Below are 20109 nucleotides of genomic sequence, written 5' to 3'. Positions count from 1 at the left end.
GCGACGCCCGTGAACATGACCACCGCAGCGGCCTTGCCCTGGCGCCTGGCCCGGCGTGTCGACCAGATCGAGCCGTTCTGGGTGATGGAATGCGCCAAGGCCGCCGACCGGATCGCCGCCAGTCCGGCCTGCGACCCGGCACGCGGCGGCGAGCCGATGCTCTACCTGAACATCGGCGAACCCGACTTCACCGCGCCGCCGCGTGTCGTCGAGGCCGCCGCCCAGGCGCTCGCCGCCGGCCGCACGCAGTACACCGCCGCCATCGGCACGCCGGCGCTGCGCGCGGTCATCGCCGGCTGGTATCGCACCCGCTGGGGCCTGGACATCGACCCGGCCCGCATCGTCGTGACGGCCGGCGCCTCGGCCGCGCTGCAGCTGCTGTGCACCGCGCTGGTCGAGCCGGGCGACGAGATCCTGATGCCCGATCCGAGCTACCCCTGCAACCGCCATTTCGTGACGGCTGCGGGCGGCACGCCCCGGCTGCTGCCGGCCGGCGCGGCGCAGCGTTTCCAGCTTGACGCCGCCTCGGTCGCGGCCGCCTGGGGACCGGCCACGCGCGGGGTGATGCTGGCGTCACCGTCGAACCCGACGGGCACCTCGATCGCGCCGGACGAGCTGGCGCGCATCGTCGAGGTCGTGCGGGCGCGCGGCGGCATCACGATCGTCGACGAGATCTACCTCGCGCTCGGCTACGACGACGCCTACGCACGCAGCGCGCTGGCGCTGGGTGACGACGTGCTGGTGATCAACAGCTTCAGCAAGTACTTCGGCATGACCGGCTGGCGACTGGGCTGGCTGGTGCTGCCCGAAGCCCTGGTCGCGCCGGTCGAGAAGCTGGCGCAGAACCTCTACATCTGCGCCTCGGCGCTGGCCCAGCATGCCGCGCTGGCCTGCTTCGAGGCCGACACGCTGGCCGAATGCGAACGCCGCCGGGCCGAGTTCCAGGCCCGCCGCGACTGGCTGGTGCCGCAGCTCGAAGCCATCGGCCTGCCGGTGCCGGTCATGCCCGACGGCGCCTTCTACGTCTGGTTCGACACCCGCGCGCACGCGGCCAGCAGCTGGGACTTCTGCCTCGACATGATGGACCGCGCCCACGTGGCACTGACCCCCGGCCGCGACTTCGGCCATGCCGGCACCGGCCACCACGCCCGCCTGTCCTTCGCCAGCTCGATGGACGTGCTGGAACTGGCCGTGCGGCGGCTGGACCGCGCATTGCGAGCATCACGCGCATGAACGAGCCGAACGCCTGGGGCGACGCCGCCCCGCTCAACGCCGGCACGCCGTCCATCGCGGGCGACTGGCCGATGGACGCCCATGTGCCGGGCACGCCGGTCGACCTGAGCCTGTCGGGCTCGATGCGCGACGACCATGAGGACACCCAGCGCCTGGACGACGACCTGGACACGGAGCCCGGCGCGATGCCGCCCGGCGTCGACGCCAGCGGCGCGCCGCCGCAGATCGGCCCGGCCGGTCGCTACCGGCTCGACGAGCGGCTGGGCTCCGGCGGCGTCGGCACGGTCTGGTCGGCCTACGACTCGCTGCTGGCGCGGCAGGTCGCCGTCAAGATCATCAGCATCCACGGCACGCCCGAGGAACGCTCGACGCTGTCGGCGCGCGTGCTGGAGGAAGCCCGCGCCACCGCACGGCTGAGCAACCCGCACATCGTCACGGTGCACGACGCCGGCGTCAGCGCCGACGGCGCCTACATCGCGATGGAACTGCTGCGCGGCAAGGACCTGGCCGAGCTGCTGCGCGGCGGCTGGCGGCCCGGCGCCGACCAGGCCGCGCTGATCGTGCGGCGGGTCGCCGATGCGCTCGGCTACGCCCACAGCAAGGGCGTGGTGCACCGCGACGTCAAGCCGGCCAACATCTTCATGGTCGGAAAAACCCGGCCGATGGTGCTGGACTTCGGCCTGGCCCGGCTGGTCCACCACGAGGTCGACGACGCCGCCTTCGGCTCGCCCTACTACGCCGCGCCCGAGCAGTACGCCGGCCGCGAATGTGATGCCCGCAGCGACGTCTACTCGCTCGGCGTCGTGCTCTACGAACTGCTGACCGGCCAGCGGCCCTACAACGGCGCGACGCTCGACGAGATCCGCAGCGCCGTGCGTCAGGGCGGTGCGCCGCGCCCGTCCGAGCGCGTGCCAGGCCTGCCGGCGGCGCTCGACGCCGTGGTGATGCAGGCCATCGAGGTCGACCCGGCCGATCGTCCGCGCAGCGCCGGTGCGCTGGCGCGCGAGCTGCGCACCTGGCTGGCGACGCTGTCGGCGCCGGCCGCCGCGCCGCCGGTCCAGGCCCAGGTTCCGGCACCGCCACCGGCCCCGGTCGACCGCCCTCGCCTGACCCCGATCGCCAGCCCGCCGCCGCAGGCCAGCGACTTCGCGCCGACCCATCCGCCGACCGGTTTCCTGCCGACCTCGCCGGACCTGCTGCTGCCCAGCACGCCCGACCTGCCGTTGCCGCCGCCGAGTGCCGCGCCAAGGTCGCCGGCCGGCCGCTCCCGCGCCGACGCCAACGCCACCGTGCTGCCGCCGGCGCTCAATCCGGCCCCCGACCGGCTCACCGCGCCAGGACCGGCCGCTGCGCCTTCCGACGACGACGAGGTCGACGGCACGGAAGGCAACCCCGAGTCGTCGCGTCCGCCCTGGCTGTCCGCCGCCGTCAGCGTCGCCGTGCTCGGCCTGCTGCTGCTGCTCGGCTGGTGGGCGGTCGCGCACGCCTGATCGACCCGATGCCCGCAGCTGAAACCGCCTCGTTCGTCTGGCCCGTCCGGGTCTACTGGGAAGACACCGACGCCGGCGGCGTCGTCTTCTACGCCAACTACCTGAAGTACTTCGAACGCGCCCGCACCGAGTGGCTGCGCAGCCTCGGGCTGTCGCAGGAACGGTTGCGCCTCGATACGGGCCTGCTGTTCGTCGTCGCCGATACTGCGGTCCGCTATCGCCAGCCGGCCCGGCTCGATGACGCGCTCGAGGTCACCGTCGAGCTGCGCGAGCGCCCGGGTCGGGCCAGCCTGCTGCTCGACCAGCAGGTGCGGCGCGGTGACGCGGTGCTGGCCGAGGGCCGCATCCGTGTCGGCTGTGTCGACGCGACGCGCTTTGCGCCGTGCCGCCTGCCCGACGACCTTCTCGAACGACTGTTGAACACACCCCGCGCATGAACCAGGACCTGAACATCCTGCACCTCGTCACCCAGGCCAGCCTGGTCGTCCAGCTCGTCATGGCCATCCTGCTGAGCGTCTCGCTGGCCAGCTGGGCGGTGATCTTCGGCAAGCTGATCGGCCTGCGGAAGGTCCGCGGCGGCAACGACGGCTTCGAACGCGAGTTCTGGTCCGGCCGCAACGTGCAGGAGCTCTACGGCGCCAGCGAGCGCAATGCCGAGGTCGGCGCGCCGATGGAGCGCATCTTCGCGGCCGGCATGCGCGAGTACCTCAAGCTGCGCGAGCGCCGCGTCACCGACCCCGGCGCGCTGCTCGACGGCGCCCGCCGCGCGATGCGCGCCAGCCTGCAGCGCGAGCTCGACACCATCGAGCACAACCTGTCGTTCCTGGCCACGGTCGGATCGGTCTCGCCCTATGTCGGCCTGTTCGGCACGGTGTGGGGAATCATGCATGCCTTCACCGGCCTGTCGAACCTGCAGCAGGTGACGCTGGCCACCGTCGCGCCGGGCATCGCCGAGGCCCTGGTGGCCACCGCCATCGGCCTGTTCGCGGCCATCCCGGCGGTGATCGCCTACAACCGCTTCGCCCGCGACATCGACCGCATCGCGATCCAGCTCGAGACCTTCATGGAAGAGTTCTCCAACATCCTGGCCCGCAACGTCGGCCAGGGCGTGACCGCCCCGCAGGGCGTGTCGCGCTGAGCGGGGGACACGGGGATGCCCGCCGTCGCCGGCCGCGGCCATGGACGCCGCCGCACCATGAACGAGATCAACATGGTGCCCTTCATCGACGTGATGCTGGTGCTGCTGATCATCTTCATGGTCAGCGCCCCGCTGATGACGCCCGGCGTCGTCGACCTGCCGACCATCGGCCAGGCCCAGCGCCAGCCCGACCGGGTGGTCGAGGTGATCCTCGACAGCGCCGAGACGCTGCGCCTGAAGGTCAGCGCCGCGCCGGGCGCCCCGGCCGTCACCGACAGCAAGTCGGCCGATGGCGAGCGCATCGCGCTGAAGAACCTGGCCGCGCGCGTGCAGGCGCTGCAGCAGGGCTCGCCCGGCGGTGCCAAGCAGGTGCCGGTGATCATCTCGGCCGACAAGGGCGTCAAGTACGAGGCCGTGGTCAAGGTGATGGACATCCTGCAGAAGGCCGGCGTGCCCCGCGTGGGACTGGCCGTGCGCACGACCGGCAGCTGAGCCGGTCGCCCCCGACGTCGACGCCGTTCCCGACTTGAGCACCTACGACGCCCTCCACCGACCGCCGTCGCCCGACGGCATGGGCACCGGCATCACGCTGGCGCTGCTGATCCACGTCGGCCTGGTCGCCGCGCTCGCCTATGGCGTCGCCTGGCGCCGTCAGGACGTCAACACCGTCTCGGCCGAACTCTGGGCCGCCGTGCCGCAGATCGCCGCACCGATGGCCGCGCCGCCGCCGCCTCCTCCTCCGCCTGCGCCCGCACCGGCCCCGAAGCCCGTTCCCGCCCCGCCCCCACCGCCGCCCGCACCAGCGCAGAAGGCCGATGCCGACATCGCGCTGAAGAAGGCACAGAAGGAAAAGGCCGACAAGGAAAAGGCCGAGAAGGAGAAGGCGGAGAAGGACAAGGCGGAGAAGGAGCGCGCCGAGAAGGAGAAGGCGGACAAGCTCAAGGCCGACAAGGAAAAAGCCGAGAAGGACAAGGCCGCCAAGGAGAAGGCCGCGAAGGACAAGGCGGAGAAGGCCGAGAAGGCGGAAAAGGCCGAGAAGGCCGAGAAAGCCGAGAAGGAAGCGCGCGAGAAGGTCGAACAGGACAAGCTCGTCCGTCAGCGCCAGGAAAACCTCGCCCGCATGAACCGCGACCTGGGCAGTGACAACCCGGCCGTCGGCAACAACACCGCGCCGAGCAGCGGCCGGGCCGCCGTGTCGGCCGCGCCGTCGGCCAGCTATGCCGGACGGATCCGCGCCCGCGTGCTGCCCAACATCGTCTATTCGGGCAACCGCGACCAGCCCATCCTCGCCGATGTCGAGGTCAAGGTCGCGCCGGACGGCAAGATCCTCGCGACCCGGCTGATCAAGCCCAGCGGCAATGCCGACTGGGACCAGGCGGTGCTGCGGGCCTTGACCCGCACCGACATGCTGCCGGCCGACATCGACGGCCGCATCCCGCCGGTGATGGTGCTGAGCTTCGACCCGACCCAGCGCTGAGCCGGATGCGCCACCCGTCACGGTTGTGGCGCTGGCGTCGAGCCGCCCGCCCGGGCGTGCTCAAGTTGACATCCGGCAGGGCCGATAGGCGGACAGGGGTCGACAAGCGGCCCCGCCTGAGACCTGCCGCCGATGCCCTCGACTCCCGACGATCACCTGATGCTGCCCGTGGACCTGCTGCGGGCCGGCCTCTTCATCCAGCTGGACCTGGGCTGGATGGATCACCCGTTCCCGCGCGGCCGTTTCCGTCTGGAGGGCACGGACGAGATCGACACGCTGCGCCGCCTGGGCGTGCGCGAGGTCCGCGTGCAGCGTTCCGCCAGCGACCCGCAGGCGCTGGCTTCGGCGCAATTGGATCTGGCCATTCAGGCGGAGCGGGCGGAAACGAGCCTGTCGCCCGCCGTGTCGAAGGCCGTGTCGCCGGCGGCCCCGCCCGCTGCCGACCCACCGGCCGGCGCGCTCGGCAGCACGGCGCAACGCCAGCGTCGCGCGTTGCTGCAGGCCCAGCGCGACAGCCTGGCCCACAGCGAACGGGTGCATGCGCAGATCACGCGCGGCTGGCAGGGCGTCATGCGCGACGCCGTCTCGCAGCCGATGCAGGCCGCCCAGGCCGCCGCCGCACTGGCCCACGGGCTGTGCGATGAGCTGTCCGGCGACCCCGAGACCGCCATCCGCGTGATCGGCGAGGCGGCCGGCACCGCCCAGTCCCAGCATGCGATGAACGTGACCGTGCTGAGCCTGCTGCTGGGCCGCAGCCTCGGGCTGGAAGGCCCGGCGCTGCAGGAGCTCGCGATGGGCGCGCTGCTGCACGACGTCGGCAAGCTGATGCTGCCCGACCACCTGCGCAACGCCGATGCCAGCAACCCGGCGCTGCAACTGCGCGAGCGCCGCGAACACGTCGCCCAGGGTGTGCGCCTGGGCATGGCGATGGGCCTGGACGCCAACGTGCTGCGGGTCATCGGCCAGCACCATGAATGGCACGACGGCAGCGGCCTGCCACAAGGCCTGGCCGGTCCGGCCATCGCGCTGGCGGCGCGCGTGGTCGCGCTGGTCAACCGCTATGACCGGCTCTGCAACCCGCCCCCCGGCGAGCCGCTGCGCACGCCGCACGAGGCCCAGGCCCACCTGTTCGCGCACCAGCGCGCGCAGCTCGATCCGACCGTGCTGGCCGCCTTCATCAAGCTGCTGGGCGTCTACCCGCCGGGCTCGATCGTGCAGCTGAGCGACGAGCGCATGGCGCTGGTCATCGCCGTGCATCCGGCGCGGCCGTTGCGCCCGAGCGTGCGGGTCCACGACCCGCGCCTGGCCGCCGACGAGACGCCGCTGCTGCACCTGGACGCGCACCCCGAGATCGGCATCCGCCGCAGCCTGCATCCGCAGCACCTGCCGCGTGCGGTCGTCGAGGCGCTGTCGGTGCGCGGCCGCATCCACTACTACTTCGCCCACGACCTCGAACCGGCCAGCGTGCGCCCGGCCGAGTTCGCCTGAGCGGCTGCCGCCCCCGCCGCGATGACGCCCCCCCAGACCGATCCGAACGGCACGAGCGCGCCGGACTGGCTCGACGGCCTGCCGCAGGCCGCCTGCCTGGTCGACCCGGAACGCCTGACGGTCCGGGCGGCCAACGCTGCTGCCGCGCGCCTGTTCGGCCTGTCGCTGGCCGAACTGGTCGAGCGGGTCGATCAGGGCGGACGGCCGGTCGCCAGTCTGTCGGCCACGCCGGAGGACCAGCTGTTCTGGTTCGAGGCGGCCGACCCGACGGCCCTGGACCGTGGCCTGTCGCTGCATTCGGACAGCCTGGTGATGCAGGCCGACGGCCGCAGCGTGGCGGTCGAGCGCCGCATCGCGCCAGTCACGCTCGACGACGGCCGCCGCGCCTGGCTGGTCAGCTGGATCGACCGCGCCGCCGAGCAGCGCCTGGCCGACGAGGTCAGCCGGCTGGCCGGCGAGCTGGGCGCGACGCTGGCGTCCAGCCGCGACGCGATCCTGGTCACCGATCTCGACGGCCGCGTGCGCGGCCTGAACGCGGCCTGCGCCGCCCTCTGGGACCTGCCGGTGCCAGCCGACGGCCACAGCGCGCTGGACGGCTGGGACGACGCCCGCCTGTCGGCCCACCTGGCCGAACGCCTGGCCGATCCGCTCGGCTACGTTGACCAGCTGCACGAGCGCCAGCGCGCGCTGGGCGATGCCCGCACGGAGGCCGACGCGCGCTGCGCCGTCGACCGCATCGCCTGCGTCGACGGCCGTGTCTTCGAACGCCGCCTGATGCCGCAATACGGCCAGGGTCGCCCGGTCGGCTGGATCCAGGTCTGGCATGACCTGAGCCCGGCGCTGGCCCAGGAAGCCCGGCTGCGGCTGGCCGCCCAGGTCTTCGACACCAGCCTCGACGCGCTGCTGGTGCTGGACGCCCATCACGCCGTGATCGCCGCCAACCCGGCCGCCGCGACGCTGATCGGCTGCCCGCGCGACGGCCTGGTCGGCCTGCAGCTGGCCAACCTGCTGCACGGCGGCAACGGCCCGATCGACACGCTGCTGGACCGCATCGCGCCCGGCCGGCCCTGGCGTGGCGAGCTGCAGCTGCGGACCCGTGCCCGCAGCCCCATCCCGGTCCAGGCCCACCTGATCGCGCATGGCCAGCCCGCGGCGAACACGGGCGGCGAGTCGCCGGAGCATGTCGGCACCAGCATCGGGGCCTGCATCGTGGTCCTGCGCGACTTGCGCGAACGCGTCGCCCAGCAGCGCCAGCTGCGCGAGCTGGCCGAGACCGACTCGCTGACCGGGCTGCCCAACCGGATCCGGCTGGAACAGCGCATCCAGGCCGCCATCGAGCGCCAGCGTCGCGGCCAGTCGGGCAACGGCTTTGCGCTGCTGATGCTGGGACTGGAGCGGCTGGACCGCATCAACGACTCGCTCGGCCACGGCTGCGGCGACCAGGTGCTGGTCGAGGTCGCGCGCCGGCTGGGCGGCCAGGTGCGCGGCGGCGACGTGCTCGGGCGGCTGGCGGGCGACAGCTACGTGCTGATGCTGGACGGCGCCGACGCCGCCCAGGCGGAAGCGGTCGGGCGCCGCCTGCTCCAGGTGGTGGCCGAACCGCTGGCGCTGGACCGTGTCGATCGCCTGGATCTGGCCGGCCTGAGCCTGACGGTCAAGGCCAGCGCCGGTGTCGCGCTGTTCCCCGCAGATGGCGTCAGCGCCGACACCTTGCTGCGCAACGCCGACAGCGCGATGCAGGCCGCCCGCCTGCAGCAGGGCGGCGAGCTGCGCTTCTACCAACCGGCCATGAACCGCGACCTGCTGGCGCGGCTGCAGCTGGACCAGGCGATGCGCCTGGGTCTGGCGGCCGGCCATTTCCGGCTGCAGTACCAGCCACAGGTCGACCTGCGCGACGGCCGCGTGATCGGCGCCGAGGCGCTGTGCCGCTGGACCGATCCGCTGCGCGGCCCCGTCTCGCCGGGCCAGTTCATCGGCGTGGCCGAGGAAACCGGCTTCATCGCCGAGCTGGGCGACTGGGTGCTGCACGAGGCGGTCGCCCAGGCCGCCCGCTGGCACCGCGACGGCCGCGAGCTGCCGGTGTCGGTCAACGTCTCGGCGCTGCAGTTCCGCGATGCCGGTTTCGTCGACGGCGTGGCCTGCGCATTGGCCGAGGCCGGCCTGCCGCCGCAGCTGCTGGAGCTGGAGCTGACCGAGAGCCTGCTGCTCGACGACGTCGACGCCCACCTGCAGCAGCTGCAGGCGCTGGCCGACCTGGGCGTGCGGCTGGCGATCGACGACTTCGGCACCGGCTATTCGAGCCTGCGTTACCTGAAGCGCCTGCCGATCCACCGGCTGAAGATCGACCGCGAGTTCATCCGCCACCTGCCGGAGGACGCCAGCGACCGCGCCATCACCCACACCATCGTGCAGCTCGCGCTGGCGCTGGGCCTGGACGTGATCGCCGAGGGCGTCGAGACCGACGCGCAGCACCGCGCCCTGTGCGAGCTGGGTTGCGCGTCGTTCCAGGGTTTCCTGGTCGCCGGTGCGCTGACCGTGCCCGACTTCGAGGCGCTGATCGATCCGCCCTTCCGGCTGACCGCCTGAGCCCCCGCCCGGGTTCGGGCCGCGACCGCTGCGCGACACTGTCGCGATGAAGACCGACATCACCGTGCGCCACGAGCCCGCTCGCCAGCGCTTCGTCGCCGAGGTCGACGGCCACGTCTGCGAGGCGGCCTACCGCTGGCGCGAGGACGGCCGCACCGTCGTCATGAACCACACCGGCGTGTCGCCCGCGCTGCAGGGCCGCGGCATCGCCGCCGAACTGGTCCGCCAGGCGCTGGACTGGGTCCGCGCCGAAGGCCTGGCCGTCGTGCCGAGCTGCTCCTACGTGCGCACCTACATGCGCCGCCACCGCGAGACGCAGGACCTGCTGGCGCCCGGTCAGGTGCTCTGAGCGTCCGGCTCATTCCCGAAGGTCGATCACGCGGACGCGCACCCGCCGCTCGCGTTCGCCACGCTTGACCGTCAGCTCGACCTGGGTGTCGACGCCGGCCCGCTCCAGCTCGACGACGAAGTCCGACAGCGACTCGATCGAGCGGCCATTGACGGCGGTGATGACGTCGCCCAGGTCGCCGGTGCGGCGGTTCATCGCCACCAGGCCGGCCTGCGCGGCCGGGGTGCCGCGGCCGACCTCGGCCAGCACCACGCCGGTGATGCCGGCCCGCGCCACCAGGTCCGGCCGGACCGGCGTCACGCCGATGCCGGGCAAGGGCGCGTGGCCCTTGCTGATCAGCGCCGGCACGACCCGGTTGACGAGGTCGGCGGGGATCGCGAAGCCGATGCCCGAGCTGCTGCCGCTGGCCGAGCGGATCGCGCTGTTGACGCCGATCAGCCGGCCGGCGCTGTCCAGCAGCGGGCCGCCGGAGTTGCCGGGGTTGATCGCCGCGTCGGTCTGGATCACGCCGACGACCTCGCGGAAGTTGGCGGTCGGCAGTTCGCGGTCGAGCGCGCTGACCAGGCCCTTGGTCAGCGTGCGCTGCAGGCCGAACGGGTTGCCGATGGCGTAGACGGTCTGGCCGATGCGCAGGTCGCGGCTGCTGCCCAGCGGCACCGGGCGCAGCGCCCGTGGCAGGCTCTTCAGGCGGATCACGGCCAGGTCGTATTCGGGCGCGATGCCGATCGTCTCGGCCTCGATCGGCTTGCCCGCATCCAGCTGCACGTAGACCCGCCGGGCGCCGTCGACGACATGGAAGTTGGTGACGACATGGCCGGCGCTGTCCCACACGAAACCGCTGCCGGCACCCTGGCTGACCTCGGCCCCGCCGAGCGCGTTGCGCTGCACCGACTCGGTGGTGATGTAGGCCACCGACGGCGCGGTCTCCTCGAACAGCCGCACGACCGCCGCCTCGTCGGGCAGCAGAGCGCCACGCGGGCTGACGGGACGCGGCTGGGCATCGGCCGCGCCAGCCGGATCGGCCAGCAGCTGCGAGCCGACCAGGGCGGTCACGGCGGCCAGCGCGGTCAGCAGGGCCGGCAGGGCCAGCGACAGGGGACGGGTCAGCAATCGGAGCAGGTTCATGGCGGCAGTATCGGCAGCGCCTCGCGGCGGGATCAAGGCCCGGTTCTTGGGGCGGAACGACCGGCTTTCAAGGCCGGCCACGGCGCGACGTCCGGCGTCGCCGACACGATTCAGGGCGCGCCGCTATGCTCGCGGCCCCGTGTTTGCCCTGAGTTCCGCCATGCCGCGCCGCCAACCGAACGCCTCCGCCCGCGCCGGCGGACCCGCACGCTGATGCGCCGCGGCGCCCTCTACGCGGCCACGGCCTATGCGCTGTGGGGGCTGTTCCCGCTGTACTTCCGGCTGGTCTCGGAGATCCCGGCGCTGGAGATCACCGCCCACCGGGTCGTCTGGTCGCTGGCCTTCATGGCCGTGCTGATGGTGGCACTGCGCCGCACCGACTGGCTGCGGCCGGCGCTGGCCGACCGGCGCGTGATGCTGGCCTTCGTCGGCAGCTCGGCGCTGCTGGCGGGCAACTGGTTCATCTACGTCTGGGCCGTCACGCACGGCCGTGTCGTCGAGGCCAGCCTGGGCTACTTCATCAACCCGCTGTTCAACGTGCTGCTCGGCCGGCTGGTGCTGGGCGAGCGGCTGGTGCCGGCGCAGAAGCTGGCGGTCGGCCTGGCCGCCGCCGGGGTCACCTGGCTGGCCTGGCACACGGGGCAGGTGCCGTGGATCTCGCTGGCGCTGGCAGCTTCATTCGGGACTTACGGCCTGTTGCGCAAGCGCGCTCCGCTGGGCACGCTCGAAGGGCTGACACTGGAAAGCCTGCTGCTGGGCCCGCTGGCCGGCATCGGCCTGCTGTGGGTCGGCACGCACGGTGCCACCGCCTTCCAGCACGCCAGCCTGTCGACGCAGCTGCTGCTGGCCGCCGCCGGACCGCTGACCGCCATCCCGCTGATCTTCTTCGGCGCGGCGGCCCAGCGCATCCCGATGAGCCTGCTGGGCATGCTGCAGTACATCGGTCCGACGATCCAGCTGGCGCTGGGCGTCTGGCTGTTCGGCGAACCCTTCGGCGGCGCCCGGCTGCAGGGCTTCGTGCTGATCTGGATCGCCTGCGCCGTCTTCAGCGCCGAGATGCTGTGGCGTCACCGGCCGCGCGATCCGGTCGACGCCGAGCCGGTCTGACCGGCTCGCCCGCCGCCCCTTTCGACGAGACCTTTCCCCTGCCCATGCGCAAGTTCAAGACCACCCTGCTGCAGATCGGCGACCTGCTGCTGACCGCCGGCCCCGTGCTGCTGCTGGCCATCGTGCTGATGGTGCTGGCCTACCGGGTGCTGAGCCCGACGCCGCCCCGGCAGATGGTGCTGGCCACCGGCCCCGACCAGGGCGCCTACGCCGCCTTCGGCCCGCGCTACGCGGCGGCCTTGAAGAAACACGGCATCGAGGTCGAGCTGCGCACCACCAAGGGCTCGCAGGAAAACCTGGCGCTGCTGCAGTCCGGCGAGGTCGACGCCGCCTTCGTGCAGGGCGGCGCGCAGGACGAGCTGGGCCCGGACGAGGCGCCGCCCGAGGGCCTGGCCAGCCTGGGCAACCTGTTCCGCGAGCCGGTCTGGGTGTTCTACCGCGAGGCCGTCGCGCTCGAACGGCACGAGCGCCGCAGCCTGGACAGCCTGGCGCAGCTCAAGGGCTGGCGCATCAACATCGGCCACGAGGGCAGCGGCGTGACCAACGTGATGCGCCGGCTGTTCAACGCCAACGGCATCGACCCGAAGACGCAGAAGCTCGGCCGGCTCGAACCCACGCCGGCGGTGGTCGAGCTGCTGGCCGGCCGGATCGACGCGATGGCGCTGGTCTCGGCGCCCGAATCGCCGCTGGTCCGGATGCTGCTGATCACGCCGGGCATCCGGCTGCTGGACTTCGCCCAGGCCGAGGCCTATGCGCGGCGCGTGCCCCAGGTCCAGCCGGTGCTGCTGCCGCGTGGCGTCGTCGACCTGGCCCGCGACCTGCCGCGACAGGACCTGCGCCTGCTGGCCGCCAACGCCACGCTGGTCGTGCGCGAGGACACCCACCCAGCGCTGCAGCAGCTGCTGGTGCAGGCGGCCGGGCGCATCCACGGCGAGGGCAACTGGTTCCAGCGCAAGGGCGAGTTCCCGCAGCCCGGCGCCAGCGACTACGCCCTGTCGGCCGAGGCGCAGCGCTACTACGAAAGCGGCACGCCGCTGCTGCAGCGCTACCTGCCGTTCTGGCTGGCCAACCTGATCGACCGGATGTGGGTCGTGCTGGTGTCGATCGTCGCGGTGGTCTTCCCGCTGTCGCGCATCGTCCCGCCGCTCTACACGATGCGGATCCGCTCACGCATCTTCCGCTGGTACGGCACCCTGCGCGACATCGAGGAACGGGCCGGCGACACGTCCCTGGCGCCCGAGGCCGTCACCGCGCTGGAAGACGAGCTGAAGGCCCTCGACGCCCGCGTCGAACGCCTGCCCGTGCCGCTGTCCCATGCCGAGGAGCTGTACGCGCTGCGCAGCCATATCCAGCTGGTGAGAAGGCGGTTGCAGGCGGGGTGATCGGGCCGATCGAGGCCTATTCGTAGTGGGTCCACAGGCGCAGCACGCGCACGATGCGCGCCTCCGGATGGACTTCATAGACCAGACGATGCTGGATGTTGATCCGGCGGGAATAGGCACCGGCGAGATCGCCGACCAGCTTCTCGTACGGGGGCGGACGCTGGAACGGATCCTCGGCCAGGACGTCGAGCAAGCCCTGCGCCTTGGCCTTGAGCCCGGCTGCGGCCAGCTTGAGCGAGTCCTTCTGAGCCTGGCGCGTGTACAGCAGTTGCCAGCTCACCACGGCAGCGTCGAGGCGCTGGCGTCGATCGGCTCGGCCATGCCGTCCCGGATCGACTCGCGCATGCCAGGGACGGACAGCAGATGGAGCGTCTCCTGGATCGCCGACCAGTCTTCCGCCGACACCAGCACCGCACTCGCGCGCTTGCCGGCGATCAGCACCGGTTCGTGCGTGGCAGCCGCCTCGTCGATCAGGCGGTACAGATTGGCGCGCGCTTCGCTGGCAGTCAGAACGGTCATGGACACCTCCGGTCAAGAGCGTACGTAATTTCGTACGAGAAGTCCACCGTCCGCGTGCGCCCCCGCCCGTCCGTTCCCCGCATCACCCCAGCCGACACCCCCCCGCCGGTTCGCCCCAGCCCGGCCCGGTGCCCGTCTTCAGGCTGGGCGTCAGACCGGTCAGGCCGACCCGCGAGACGCCGGCGAGGCGTTCGACGGTGGCGATCGGGACCTGGCGGCTGGCCAGCGTGCCGGTGGCGTCGATGTTGGGGATCCACCAGGCGAGCGCGCGCTGCTGGCCCGGGTGGGCGGGGTCGGCGCTGACCAGCACCATCCAGAACATGTCCGGCGTGACGACGCCGTGGGAGGCCTTGAACAGGTCGTTGGCCGCATCGTTGGCGACCACGCCGCCGACCACCTGGACCGGCGCGACGTCGCGCCAGCATTCGGCGATGGCCTCGGCTTCGGCCCAGATGCCCTGGTTGAAGGCGGCGCGCTGCGGGACGATGTTGCTCATCAGGAAGGTCTGGGCGATCAGCGCGTCGCTGGCGTCCATGTGGTTGGCGGCCACGAGGTGGCCACGGTCCCAGCCCGGCGCCACGCTGGCATAGCTCGCCGCGCTGGTCTGCGCGGGGCAGTCGGCCGGCAGCATCGGGTCCTGGCGGACGAAGGTGTCGGGGCGCAGCGCCGCACCGGTGTCCACGCCCAGCGTGTAGGCGTAGCGCACGGTGATGCGGTCGACGCAGTCGTAGCTGAGCGCGAAGGCGCCGTGGTCCAGCGTGACGACGCGGTGGCCGTTGTCGGGCGAGCCGGCGACGTTGTCGTAGCCCGACGTGCCGGCATCGCCACCGCCGCAGGCCACCAGCACGCTGGCGGACATGACCAGGGCCAGCCACCGGATGTGCTGGACGTGACGGAACATGGCGCCTCCCTCTGGCATCGTTGTGGGTTCGGGCGGCAGTTTAGGCAGCCGCCCCGTGACCTTCCTGGATCCAGCCACCCCCAAGCCTGAAGCCGACACCCCCGTGAGCGAGCCCCCACAAGACGATCCGCCCTGGCGCGGCGGCCTGCCGCCGGGGCCGAACGTGGGCACGCAGCTCGCCGCGCTGAAGCGGGCGAAGGCGCGGCGTGACTCGACGCCAGCGCGCCGCACGTCAGCGCCCGCACACGCGAAGGACCGCGTCGAAACGGGCCCGGTCGCCCCGGATGCCGAGGCCTGGTTCGCCCGACGCGGCTGGCAGCCGTTCGACTTCCAGCGCGAGGTGTGGGCCCACATGCGCGCCGGACGCAGCGGCCTGCTGCACGCCACGACCGGTGCGGGCAAGACGCTGGCGGCGTGGTTCGGCGCGCTGGCGGTCTGCCGCGACCGGCCCGAGCGCGCCGGCCGCAGCGGCCCGCGCATCCTGTGGATCACGCCGATGCGCGCGCTGGCGGCCGACACCACCCAGGCGCTGCAGGCCGCCTGCGACGGTCTGGGCATGGGCTGGACCGTCGCCGTGCGCACGGGCGACACGGCGGCGTCCGAGAAGGCCCGCCAGCGCCAGCGCTGGCCGGCCGCGCTGGTGACGACGCCGGAAAGCCTGAGCCTGATGCTGGCGCTGGCCGACAGCTCGGCCGTGCTGGGCGATGTCGAGGTGCTGGTGGTCGACGAATGGCACGAGCTGCTGGGCAACAAGCGCGGCACCCAGGTGATGCTGGCGCTGGCCCGGATGCGCCGGCTCAACCCGGGCCTGCGGGTCTGGGGCCTGTCGGCCACGCTGGGCAACCTCGGCCTGGCCGCCGAGGCGCTGGCCGGCCCCGACGCCGTGCGGGTGCAGGGCGCGCTGCCCAAGGCGCTGACGGTCGACACGCTGCTGCCCGACACGCTGGAGCGTTTTCCCTGGGGCGGCCACCTCGGCCTGCGGCTGCGCGACGAGGTGGTGCGAGAGATCGACGCGGCCGCGTCCTGCCTGGTCTTCACCAACACCCGCTCGCAGGCCGAGGTCTGGTATCAGGCCCTGCTGGAAGCGCGCCCGGACTGGGCCGGCCTGATCGCGCTGCACCACGGCTCGCTGGACCCCGCCGTGCGGCAGTGGGTCGAGGCCGGGCTGAAGAACGGCGCGCTGAAGGCCGTCGTCTGCACCAGCAGCCTGGACCTGGGCGTGGACTTCCTGCCGGTCGAGCGGGTGCTGCAGATCGGCTCGCCCAAGGGCATCGCCCGGCTGCTGCAGCGCGCCGGGCGTTCGGGCCACGCGCCGGGGCGGCCGTCGCGCATCACCGTCGTGCCCACGCATGCGCTGGAGATCCTCGAAGGCGCCGCCGCGCGCGAGGCCGCGCTGGCGCGGCGCATCGAGTCGCGCGAGCCGCCGCCCTGGCCGATCGACGTGCTGGTGCAGCACCTGCTGACGCTGGCCTGCGGCGAGGGCTTCGAGCCCGACGCGCTGTTCGACGAGGTCCGGCTGGCCTGGCCCTACCGCGACCTGGACCGCGAGACCTTCGACTGGTGCCTGGGCTTCACCGTGCATGGCGGCCACGCGCTGGCGGCCTACCCGGAACACCACCGCATCGCCATCGACCCCGAGGACGGCCGCCACCGGGTCGCCCGGCGCGACGTCGCGCGGCGTCACCGCATGGCCATCGGCACGATCGTGTCGGACGCGTCGATGGCCGTGCAGTGGCTCAACGGCGGCCGGCTCGGCTCGATCGAGGAAGGCTTCCTGGCCAGCCTGCGCGAGGGCGACTGCTTCATCTTCAGCGGCCGCGTGCTGCAGCTGATCCGCGTGCGCGACCTGACCGCCTACGTCAAGCCGGCGCCGAAGAACCAGGGCGCCGTACCGACCTGGCAGGGCGGCAAGATGCCGCTGTCGAGCGAACTCGCCGACAGCGTGCTGGACCTGCTGGCGCGGGCCGAGCCGCTGCTGCCGGCGTTGACCGGTGAACTGACCGGTGCGCAGCCCGGCGGGGCGGCTTGCGACCTTCCCCAGGACACGCCGCCCGAGCTGCGCGCCATCGCCCCGCTGCTGGCGCTGCAGGCGCGCGAATCGGCGCTGCCGCGCACCGGGCGGGTCGTCTTCGAGCTGCTGCAGACCGACGAGGGCCACCACCTGTTCGTCTACCCGTTGGCCGGGCGGATGGTCCACATCGGCCTGGGCGCGCTGCTGGCGTGGCGGGCGGCGCGCGACCTGCCGGGCACCTTCAGCCTGTCGATGAACGACCACGGCTTCGAGCTGCTGTCGCGCACGCCGTTCGACTGGCCGGCGCTGCTGCAGCCCGAAGGCCCGGGCTCGTGGTCACGCGGGCTGCTGTCGGCCGAGCGGCTGATGGCCGACCTGCCGCAGGCGCTGAACGCGACCGAGCTGTCGCAGCGGCGCTTCCGCGAGATCGCCCGTGTCGCCGGGCTGGTCTTCACCGGCTACCCGGGCGCGCCGCGCAGCACGCGGCAGGTGCAGGCCTCGTCGAGCCTGTTCTTCGACGTGTTCCGCACCTACGACCCCGGCAACCTGCTGCTGGCCCAGGCCGAGGCCGAGACGCTGGCGCAGGAGCTCGACATCGAGCGGCTGCAGCGCTGCCTCGCCCGCATGGCCGCCGGCGAGGTCGTCATGACCCGGCCGGCGCGCGTGACGCCGTTCGGCTTCCCGCTGATGGTCGAGCGGCTGCGCGAGCGGGTCACGACCGAATCGGTGCGCCAGCGGCTGGCGCGGTTGATGGAGGACCTGACGCGGGACGTCGAAGGACCGGGGACCGAGCCGTCCAGCGTCCAGAATCCGGCCCCGAAAGCGAAAAAGTCCCGGGACAGCCGCCGCCCGAGCGGTGATCCTCGACGCCCCGGCACCAGGAGAACCGCCCGATGACCACCCCCCGTCAGCTCGTGCTGCTGTGCGACGGCACCAACAACAACCTCAGCGGCCGGCGCGCCGACACCCATGTCGTGCTGCTGGCCGAGCTGCTGCAGCGCTTTCCGGATCCGCAGCGGCTGGTCTATTACGACCCCGGCGTCGGCAATCCCGGCCAGCTGCCGGGCACCACGGTGGTCGACAAGGCCGGGCGGGCGCTGGACCGGATCAACGGCCTGGCCTTCGGACGCGGGCTCTACGACAACGTCGCCGAGGGCTACCACTTCCTGATGGCGCACTGGCAGCCGGGCGACGAGATCTACGTGCTCGGCTTCTCGCGCGGGGCCTTCACCGCCCGCTCGATCGCCGGCATGGTCAACGCGTTCGGGATCATCAACGGTCACCAGGACACGCTGGTCGGCAGTCTCGTGGCGACCTATTTCTCGGCCCCTTCGGACGAACAGAAGGCCATCGTCGACCAGGCCTCGCGGCTGTTCGGCCAGGGCCTGACGCCGGATCGCCGGCCGGTGGTGCATTTCGTCGGCGTCTGGGACACGGTGGCCAGCGTCGGCCTGCCGCCGTTCGGCCTGAAGATCGCCGCCAGGCCGACACTGGCCGGCAAGCGCTTCCGCCACGTCCGCCACGCGCTGGCGCTGGACGAACAGCGCGCCCAGTTCTCGCCGCGCGCCTATGCCCAGGACGACGGCCCCTACACGCTGGCCGATGACCAGCCCGGCGACATCGTGCAGTGCTGGTTTCGCGGCGCGCATTGCGACGTCGGCGGCGGCAACGACCACGAGGCCAGCGAGCTGTCGCGCACGCCCTTCGCGTGGCTGGTGGCCGAGGCGATCGGCTGCGGGTTGCGGCTGCCGGCCCCATCGGACCTGGCGTCGCCGAAGACCGAGGCCGATCTGCTGGCCCTGCTGCCGCTGCTCGACCCGCCCGGCGTGCCACGCGAACCGGCCAGCGTCAGCAGCCAGACCGCCGAAAGCGCCGTCTGGGCCTTGACCGGCCTGGCCGTGCGCGACACCAACCACGTCGCGGTCGCCGGTGCCGCCCCGGCGCCGGTGCGGACCTGCACGCACCCGTCGGTCGGGCAATGGGACGCCCGCTTCCCGCGCGACACGGTCTGGGCGAAACCGCTCGGCCGCGCCTTCCTCGGCTGGCAGGCCGGCCAGCTGCTGGGGGTCCTGCTGCTGATGCTGGGAACCGGCGCGCTGCTGCATCCGGACGCCCGCGACGCGCTGGCGCTGCTGTGCGCCAACGTGCGCTTCCAGCACTGGCAGCTCGACCTGTTCGCATCGACCACCGACTGGCGCAACGCTGCCGCCAGCTTCGCGCATCCGGGCCTGGCGCTCACGCTGGACCTCGCGCTGATCGGCCTCTACGCGGTGCTGCTGGCGCCCTGGGTCTGCCGCGCCTTTGCGCGCCACGCCGGCCTGATCCACGTCGGGCACCGGCCGGCGCGGCTGCTGAACCTGCTGGGCTGGGCCTTGCCGGCTGCTGTCGGTGCCGACCTGGCCGAAAACCTCTTGAGCGCGCTGGCGCTGTGGGCGGCGGGTGCCTGGGGTTCTGACCTGCTGACCTGGGCGCCGCGCCTGGCGCTGTTCGTGGCGAGCGCGGGCAAGTGCGTCGCGCTGGCGGGCGTCGCCGGGCTGATCGGCAGTGCGTGGCTGCGCCGCCATCGCCGCTGACGAGATGAGCCGGCCCGACCCGACCGCCTGCCTGAGCCTGCCCGACGGCCGCACGCTGACGCTGCTGCCCGAACGCGCCGCCTTCCTGGCCGACGCCGGCCTGCTGCTGGTCGCCGACGTCCACATCGGCAAGGCCGCCAGCTTCCGGCGCCTGGGCGTGCCGGTGCCGGCCGGCACGACCGCCGCCAACCTGGCACGGCTCGACGACCTGCTGGCGCGCTGGCCGGTGCGCCGGCTGGTCGTCCTGGGCGACCTGCTGCACGCCGCCAGCGGCCGGGCGCCGGCCACGTTGGCGGCCTTGGCCGACTGGCGCGCACGCCACGCCGACCTGCCGATCACGCTCGTGCGCGGCAACCACGACGACCACGCCGGCGATCCACCCGCCGAACTGGCCATCGAGGTCGTCGACGAGCCCTGGCCATGCGCCGGCCTGGCGCTCTGCCATGCACCGGAGACCTCCGCCGATGCTTACGTGATCGCCGGCCACGTCCACCCGGTCGCCCGCATCGGCCGGGGCCTGGACAGCCTGCGCCTGCCCTGCTTCCACGCCACCCCGCGCGCGCTGGTGCTGCCGGCCTTCGGCGAGTTCACCGGCGGGCATGTGGTGCGGGCCCGGCCGGGCGAGCGGCTGCATGTCGTGGGTGACGGACAGGTGATCGGCTGGCCCTGAGCGAAGGTCATCGCCCGCCCCGATGCCGGGCGGTGGTCCGGCTTGCCACAATCCGCCGAT

General features: G+C 72.8%; 18 protein-coding genes. 14 read left to right on the top strand and 4 right to left on the bottom strand.

From position 1 onward, the window contains the following. The first annotated feature begins 15 nt into the window (after positions 1-15). From ACWA7K_RS01035 to ACWA7K_RS00995, 9 genes are all read left to right on the top strand, one after another. Positions 16-1233: a pyridoxal phosphate-dependent aminotransferase gene (locus ACWA7K_RS01035; protein WP_456168640.1), complete on the top strand. Its 1218-nt coding sequence runs from the start codon at positions 16-18 to the stop codon at positions 1231-1233. Continuing rightward, the gene (locus tag ACWA7K_RS01030; RefSeq protein WP_456210293.1) at positions 1230-2723 is read left to right on the top strand and encodes a serine/threonine-protein kinase; all 1494 of its coding nucleotides are present in this window, start codon (positions 1230-1232) and stop codon (positions 2721-2723) included. The genes ACWA7K_RS01035 and ACWA7K_RS01030 overlap by 4 nt, the downstream gene beginning before the upstream one ends. An 8-nt stretch (positions 2724-2731) precedes the next feature. Beyond that, complete coding sequence (gene ybgC / locus ACWA7K_RS01025; RefSeq protein ID WP_456164780.1) at positions 2732-3160, top strand: tol-pal system-associated acyl-CoA thioesterase; 429 nt, start codon at positions 2732-2734, stop codon at positions 3158-3160. Further along, entirely contained in the window at positions 3157-3861 is a 705-nt protein-coding gene (gene tolQ / locus ACWA7K_RS01020) for a protein TolQ (protein ID WP_456164778.1), read from the top strand. The genes ybgC and tolQ overlap by 4 nt, the downstream gene beginning before the upstream one ends. Before the next feature lie 15 nt (positions 3862-3876). Continuing rightward, the gene (locus tag ACWA7K_RS01015; RefSeq protein WP_456164776.1) at positions 3877-4353 is read left to right on the top strand and encodes a biopolymer transporter ExbD; all 477 of its coding nucleotides are present in this window, start codon (positions 3877-3879) and stop codon (positions 4351-4353) included. A 34-nt stretch (positions 4354-4387) separates the two neighbouring features. Beyond that, the gene (tolA, locus tag ACWA7K_RS01010) at positions 4388-5338 is read left to right on the top strand and encodes a cell envelope integrity protein TolA (RefSeq protein ID WP_456164774.1); all 951 of its coding nucleotides are present in this window, start codon (positions 4388-4390) and stop codon (positions 5336-5338) included. 132 nt (positions 5339-5470) lie between these two features. Further along, entirely contained in the window at positions 5471-6826 is a 1356-nt protein-coding gene (locus tag ACWA7K_RS01005) for an HD-GYP domain-containing protein (RefSeq protein WP_456164772.1), read from the top strand. Positions 6827-6847: 21 nt separating this feature from the next. Then, on the top strand, positions 6848-9412 hold the full coding sequence (locus ACWA7K_RS01000; RefSeq protein ID WP_456164770.1) for an EAL domain-containing protein: 2565 nt from the start codon (positions 6848-6850) through the stop codon (positions 9410-9412). 46 nt (positions 9413-9458) lie between these two features. Beyond that, on the top strand, positions 9459-9761 hold the full coding sequence (locus tag ACWA7K_RS00995) for a GNAT family N-acetyltransferase (RefSeq protein WP_456164768.1): 303 nt from the start codon (positions 9459-9461) through the stop codon (positions 9759-9761). Positions 9762-9770: 9 nt separating this feature from the next. On the opposite strand, the gene ACWA7K_RS00990 is transcribed toward ACWA7K_RS00995, so the two are convergent. After that, complete coding sequence (locus tag ACWA7K_RS00990) at positions 9771-10886, bottom strand: S1C family serine protease (RefSeq protein WP_456164766.1); 1116 nt, start codon at positions 10884-10886, stop codon at positions 9771-9773. Between the two features lie 213 nt (positions 10887-11099). Here ACWA7K_RS00990 and rarD point away from each other — a divergent pair, with 213 nt between their 5' ends. Then, positions 11100-11993 carry an EamA family transporter RarD gene (gene rarD / locus ACWA7K_RS00985; protein WP_456164765.1) on the top strand — a complete coding sequence of 298 codons (894 nt, stop codon included), beginning with the start codon at positions 11100-11102 and terminating at the stop codon, positions 11991-11993. Positions 11994-12037: 44 nt separating this feature from the next. Then, a complete protein-coding gene (locus ACWA7K_RS00980; protein WP_456164764.1) occupies positions 12038-13375 on the top strand; it encodes a TAXI family TRAP transporter solute-binding subunit in 1338 nt (445 codons plus the stop codon). 16 nt (positions 13376-13391) lie between these two features. On the opposite strand, the gene ACWA7K_RS00975 is transcribed toward ACWA7K_RS00980, so the two are convergent. The 3 genes from ACWA7K_RS00975 to ACWA7K_RS00965 form a co-directional block, all read right to left on the bottom strand. Beyond that, on the bottom strand, positions 13392-13655 hold the full coding sequence (locus tag ACWA7K_RS00975; protein ID WP_456164762.1) for a Txe/YoeB family addiction module toxin: 264 nt from the start codon (positions 13653-13655) through the stop codon (positions 13392-13394). Continuing rightward, positions 13652-13894: a type II toxin-antitoxin system Phd/YefM family antitoxin gene (locus ACWA7K_RS00970; RefSeq protein ID WP_456164760.1), complete on the bottom strand. Its 243-nt coding sequence runs from the start codon at positions 13892-13894 to the stop codon at positions 13652-13654. Before ACWA7K_RS00970 ends, ACWA7K_RS00975 begins: the two co-directional genes overlap by 4 nt. Before the next feature lie 82 nt (positions 13895-13976). After that, complete coding sequence (locus tag ACWA7K_RS00965; RefSeq protein ID WP_456164758.1) at positions 13977-14795, bottom strand: DNA/RNA non-specific endonuclease; 819 nt, start codon at positions 14793-14795, stop codon at positions 13977-13979. Positions 14796-14898: 103 nt separating this feature from the next. Here ACWA7K_RS00965 and ACWA7K_RS00960 point away from each other — a divergent pair, with 103 nt between their 5' ends. The 3 genes from ACWA7K_RS00960 to pdeM are packed head-to-tail and all read left to right on the top strand — an operon-like array spanning position 14899 to position 20049. Next, positions 14899-17703, top strand: coding sequence for a ligase-associated DNA damage response DEXH box helicase (locus tag ACWA7K_RS00960; RefSeq protein WP_456164756.1), 2805 nt, complete (start codon positions 14899-14901; stop codon positions 17701-17703). Beyond that, entirely contained in the window at positions 17700-19379 is a 1680-nt protein-coding gene (locus ACWA7K_RS00955) for a T6SS phospholipase effector Tle1-like catalytic domain-containing protein (RefSeq protein WP_456164755.1), read from the top strand. Before ACWA7K_RS00960 ends, ACWA7K_RS00955 begins: the two co-directional genes overlap by 4 nt. A 4-nt stretch (positions 19380-19383) precedes the next feature. Continuing rightward, positions 19384-20049, top strand: a complete 666-nt coding sequence (gene pdeM, locus ACWA7K_RS00950; protein ID WP_456164753.1) for a ligase-associated DNA damage response endonuclease PdeM — start codon at positions 19384-19386, stop codon at positions 20047-20049. The last annotated feature ends 60 nt before the right edge of the window (positions 20050-20109 follow it).

It is taken from the genome of Leptothrix mechoopdaensis (SeqCode), from assembly GCF_053893855.1.
The sequence above is the reverse complement of the archived record's forward strand: the minus strand, read 5'-3'. Positions and strand labels throughout refer to the sequence as shown.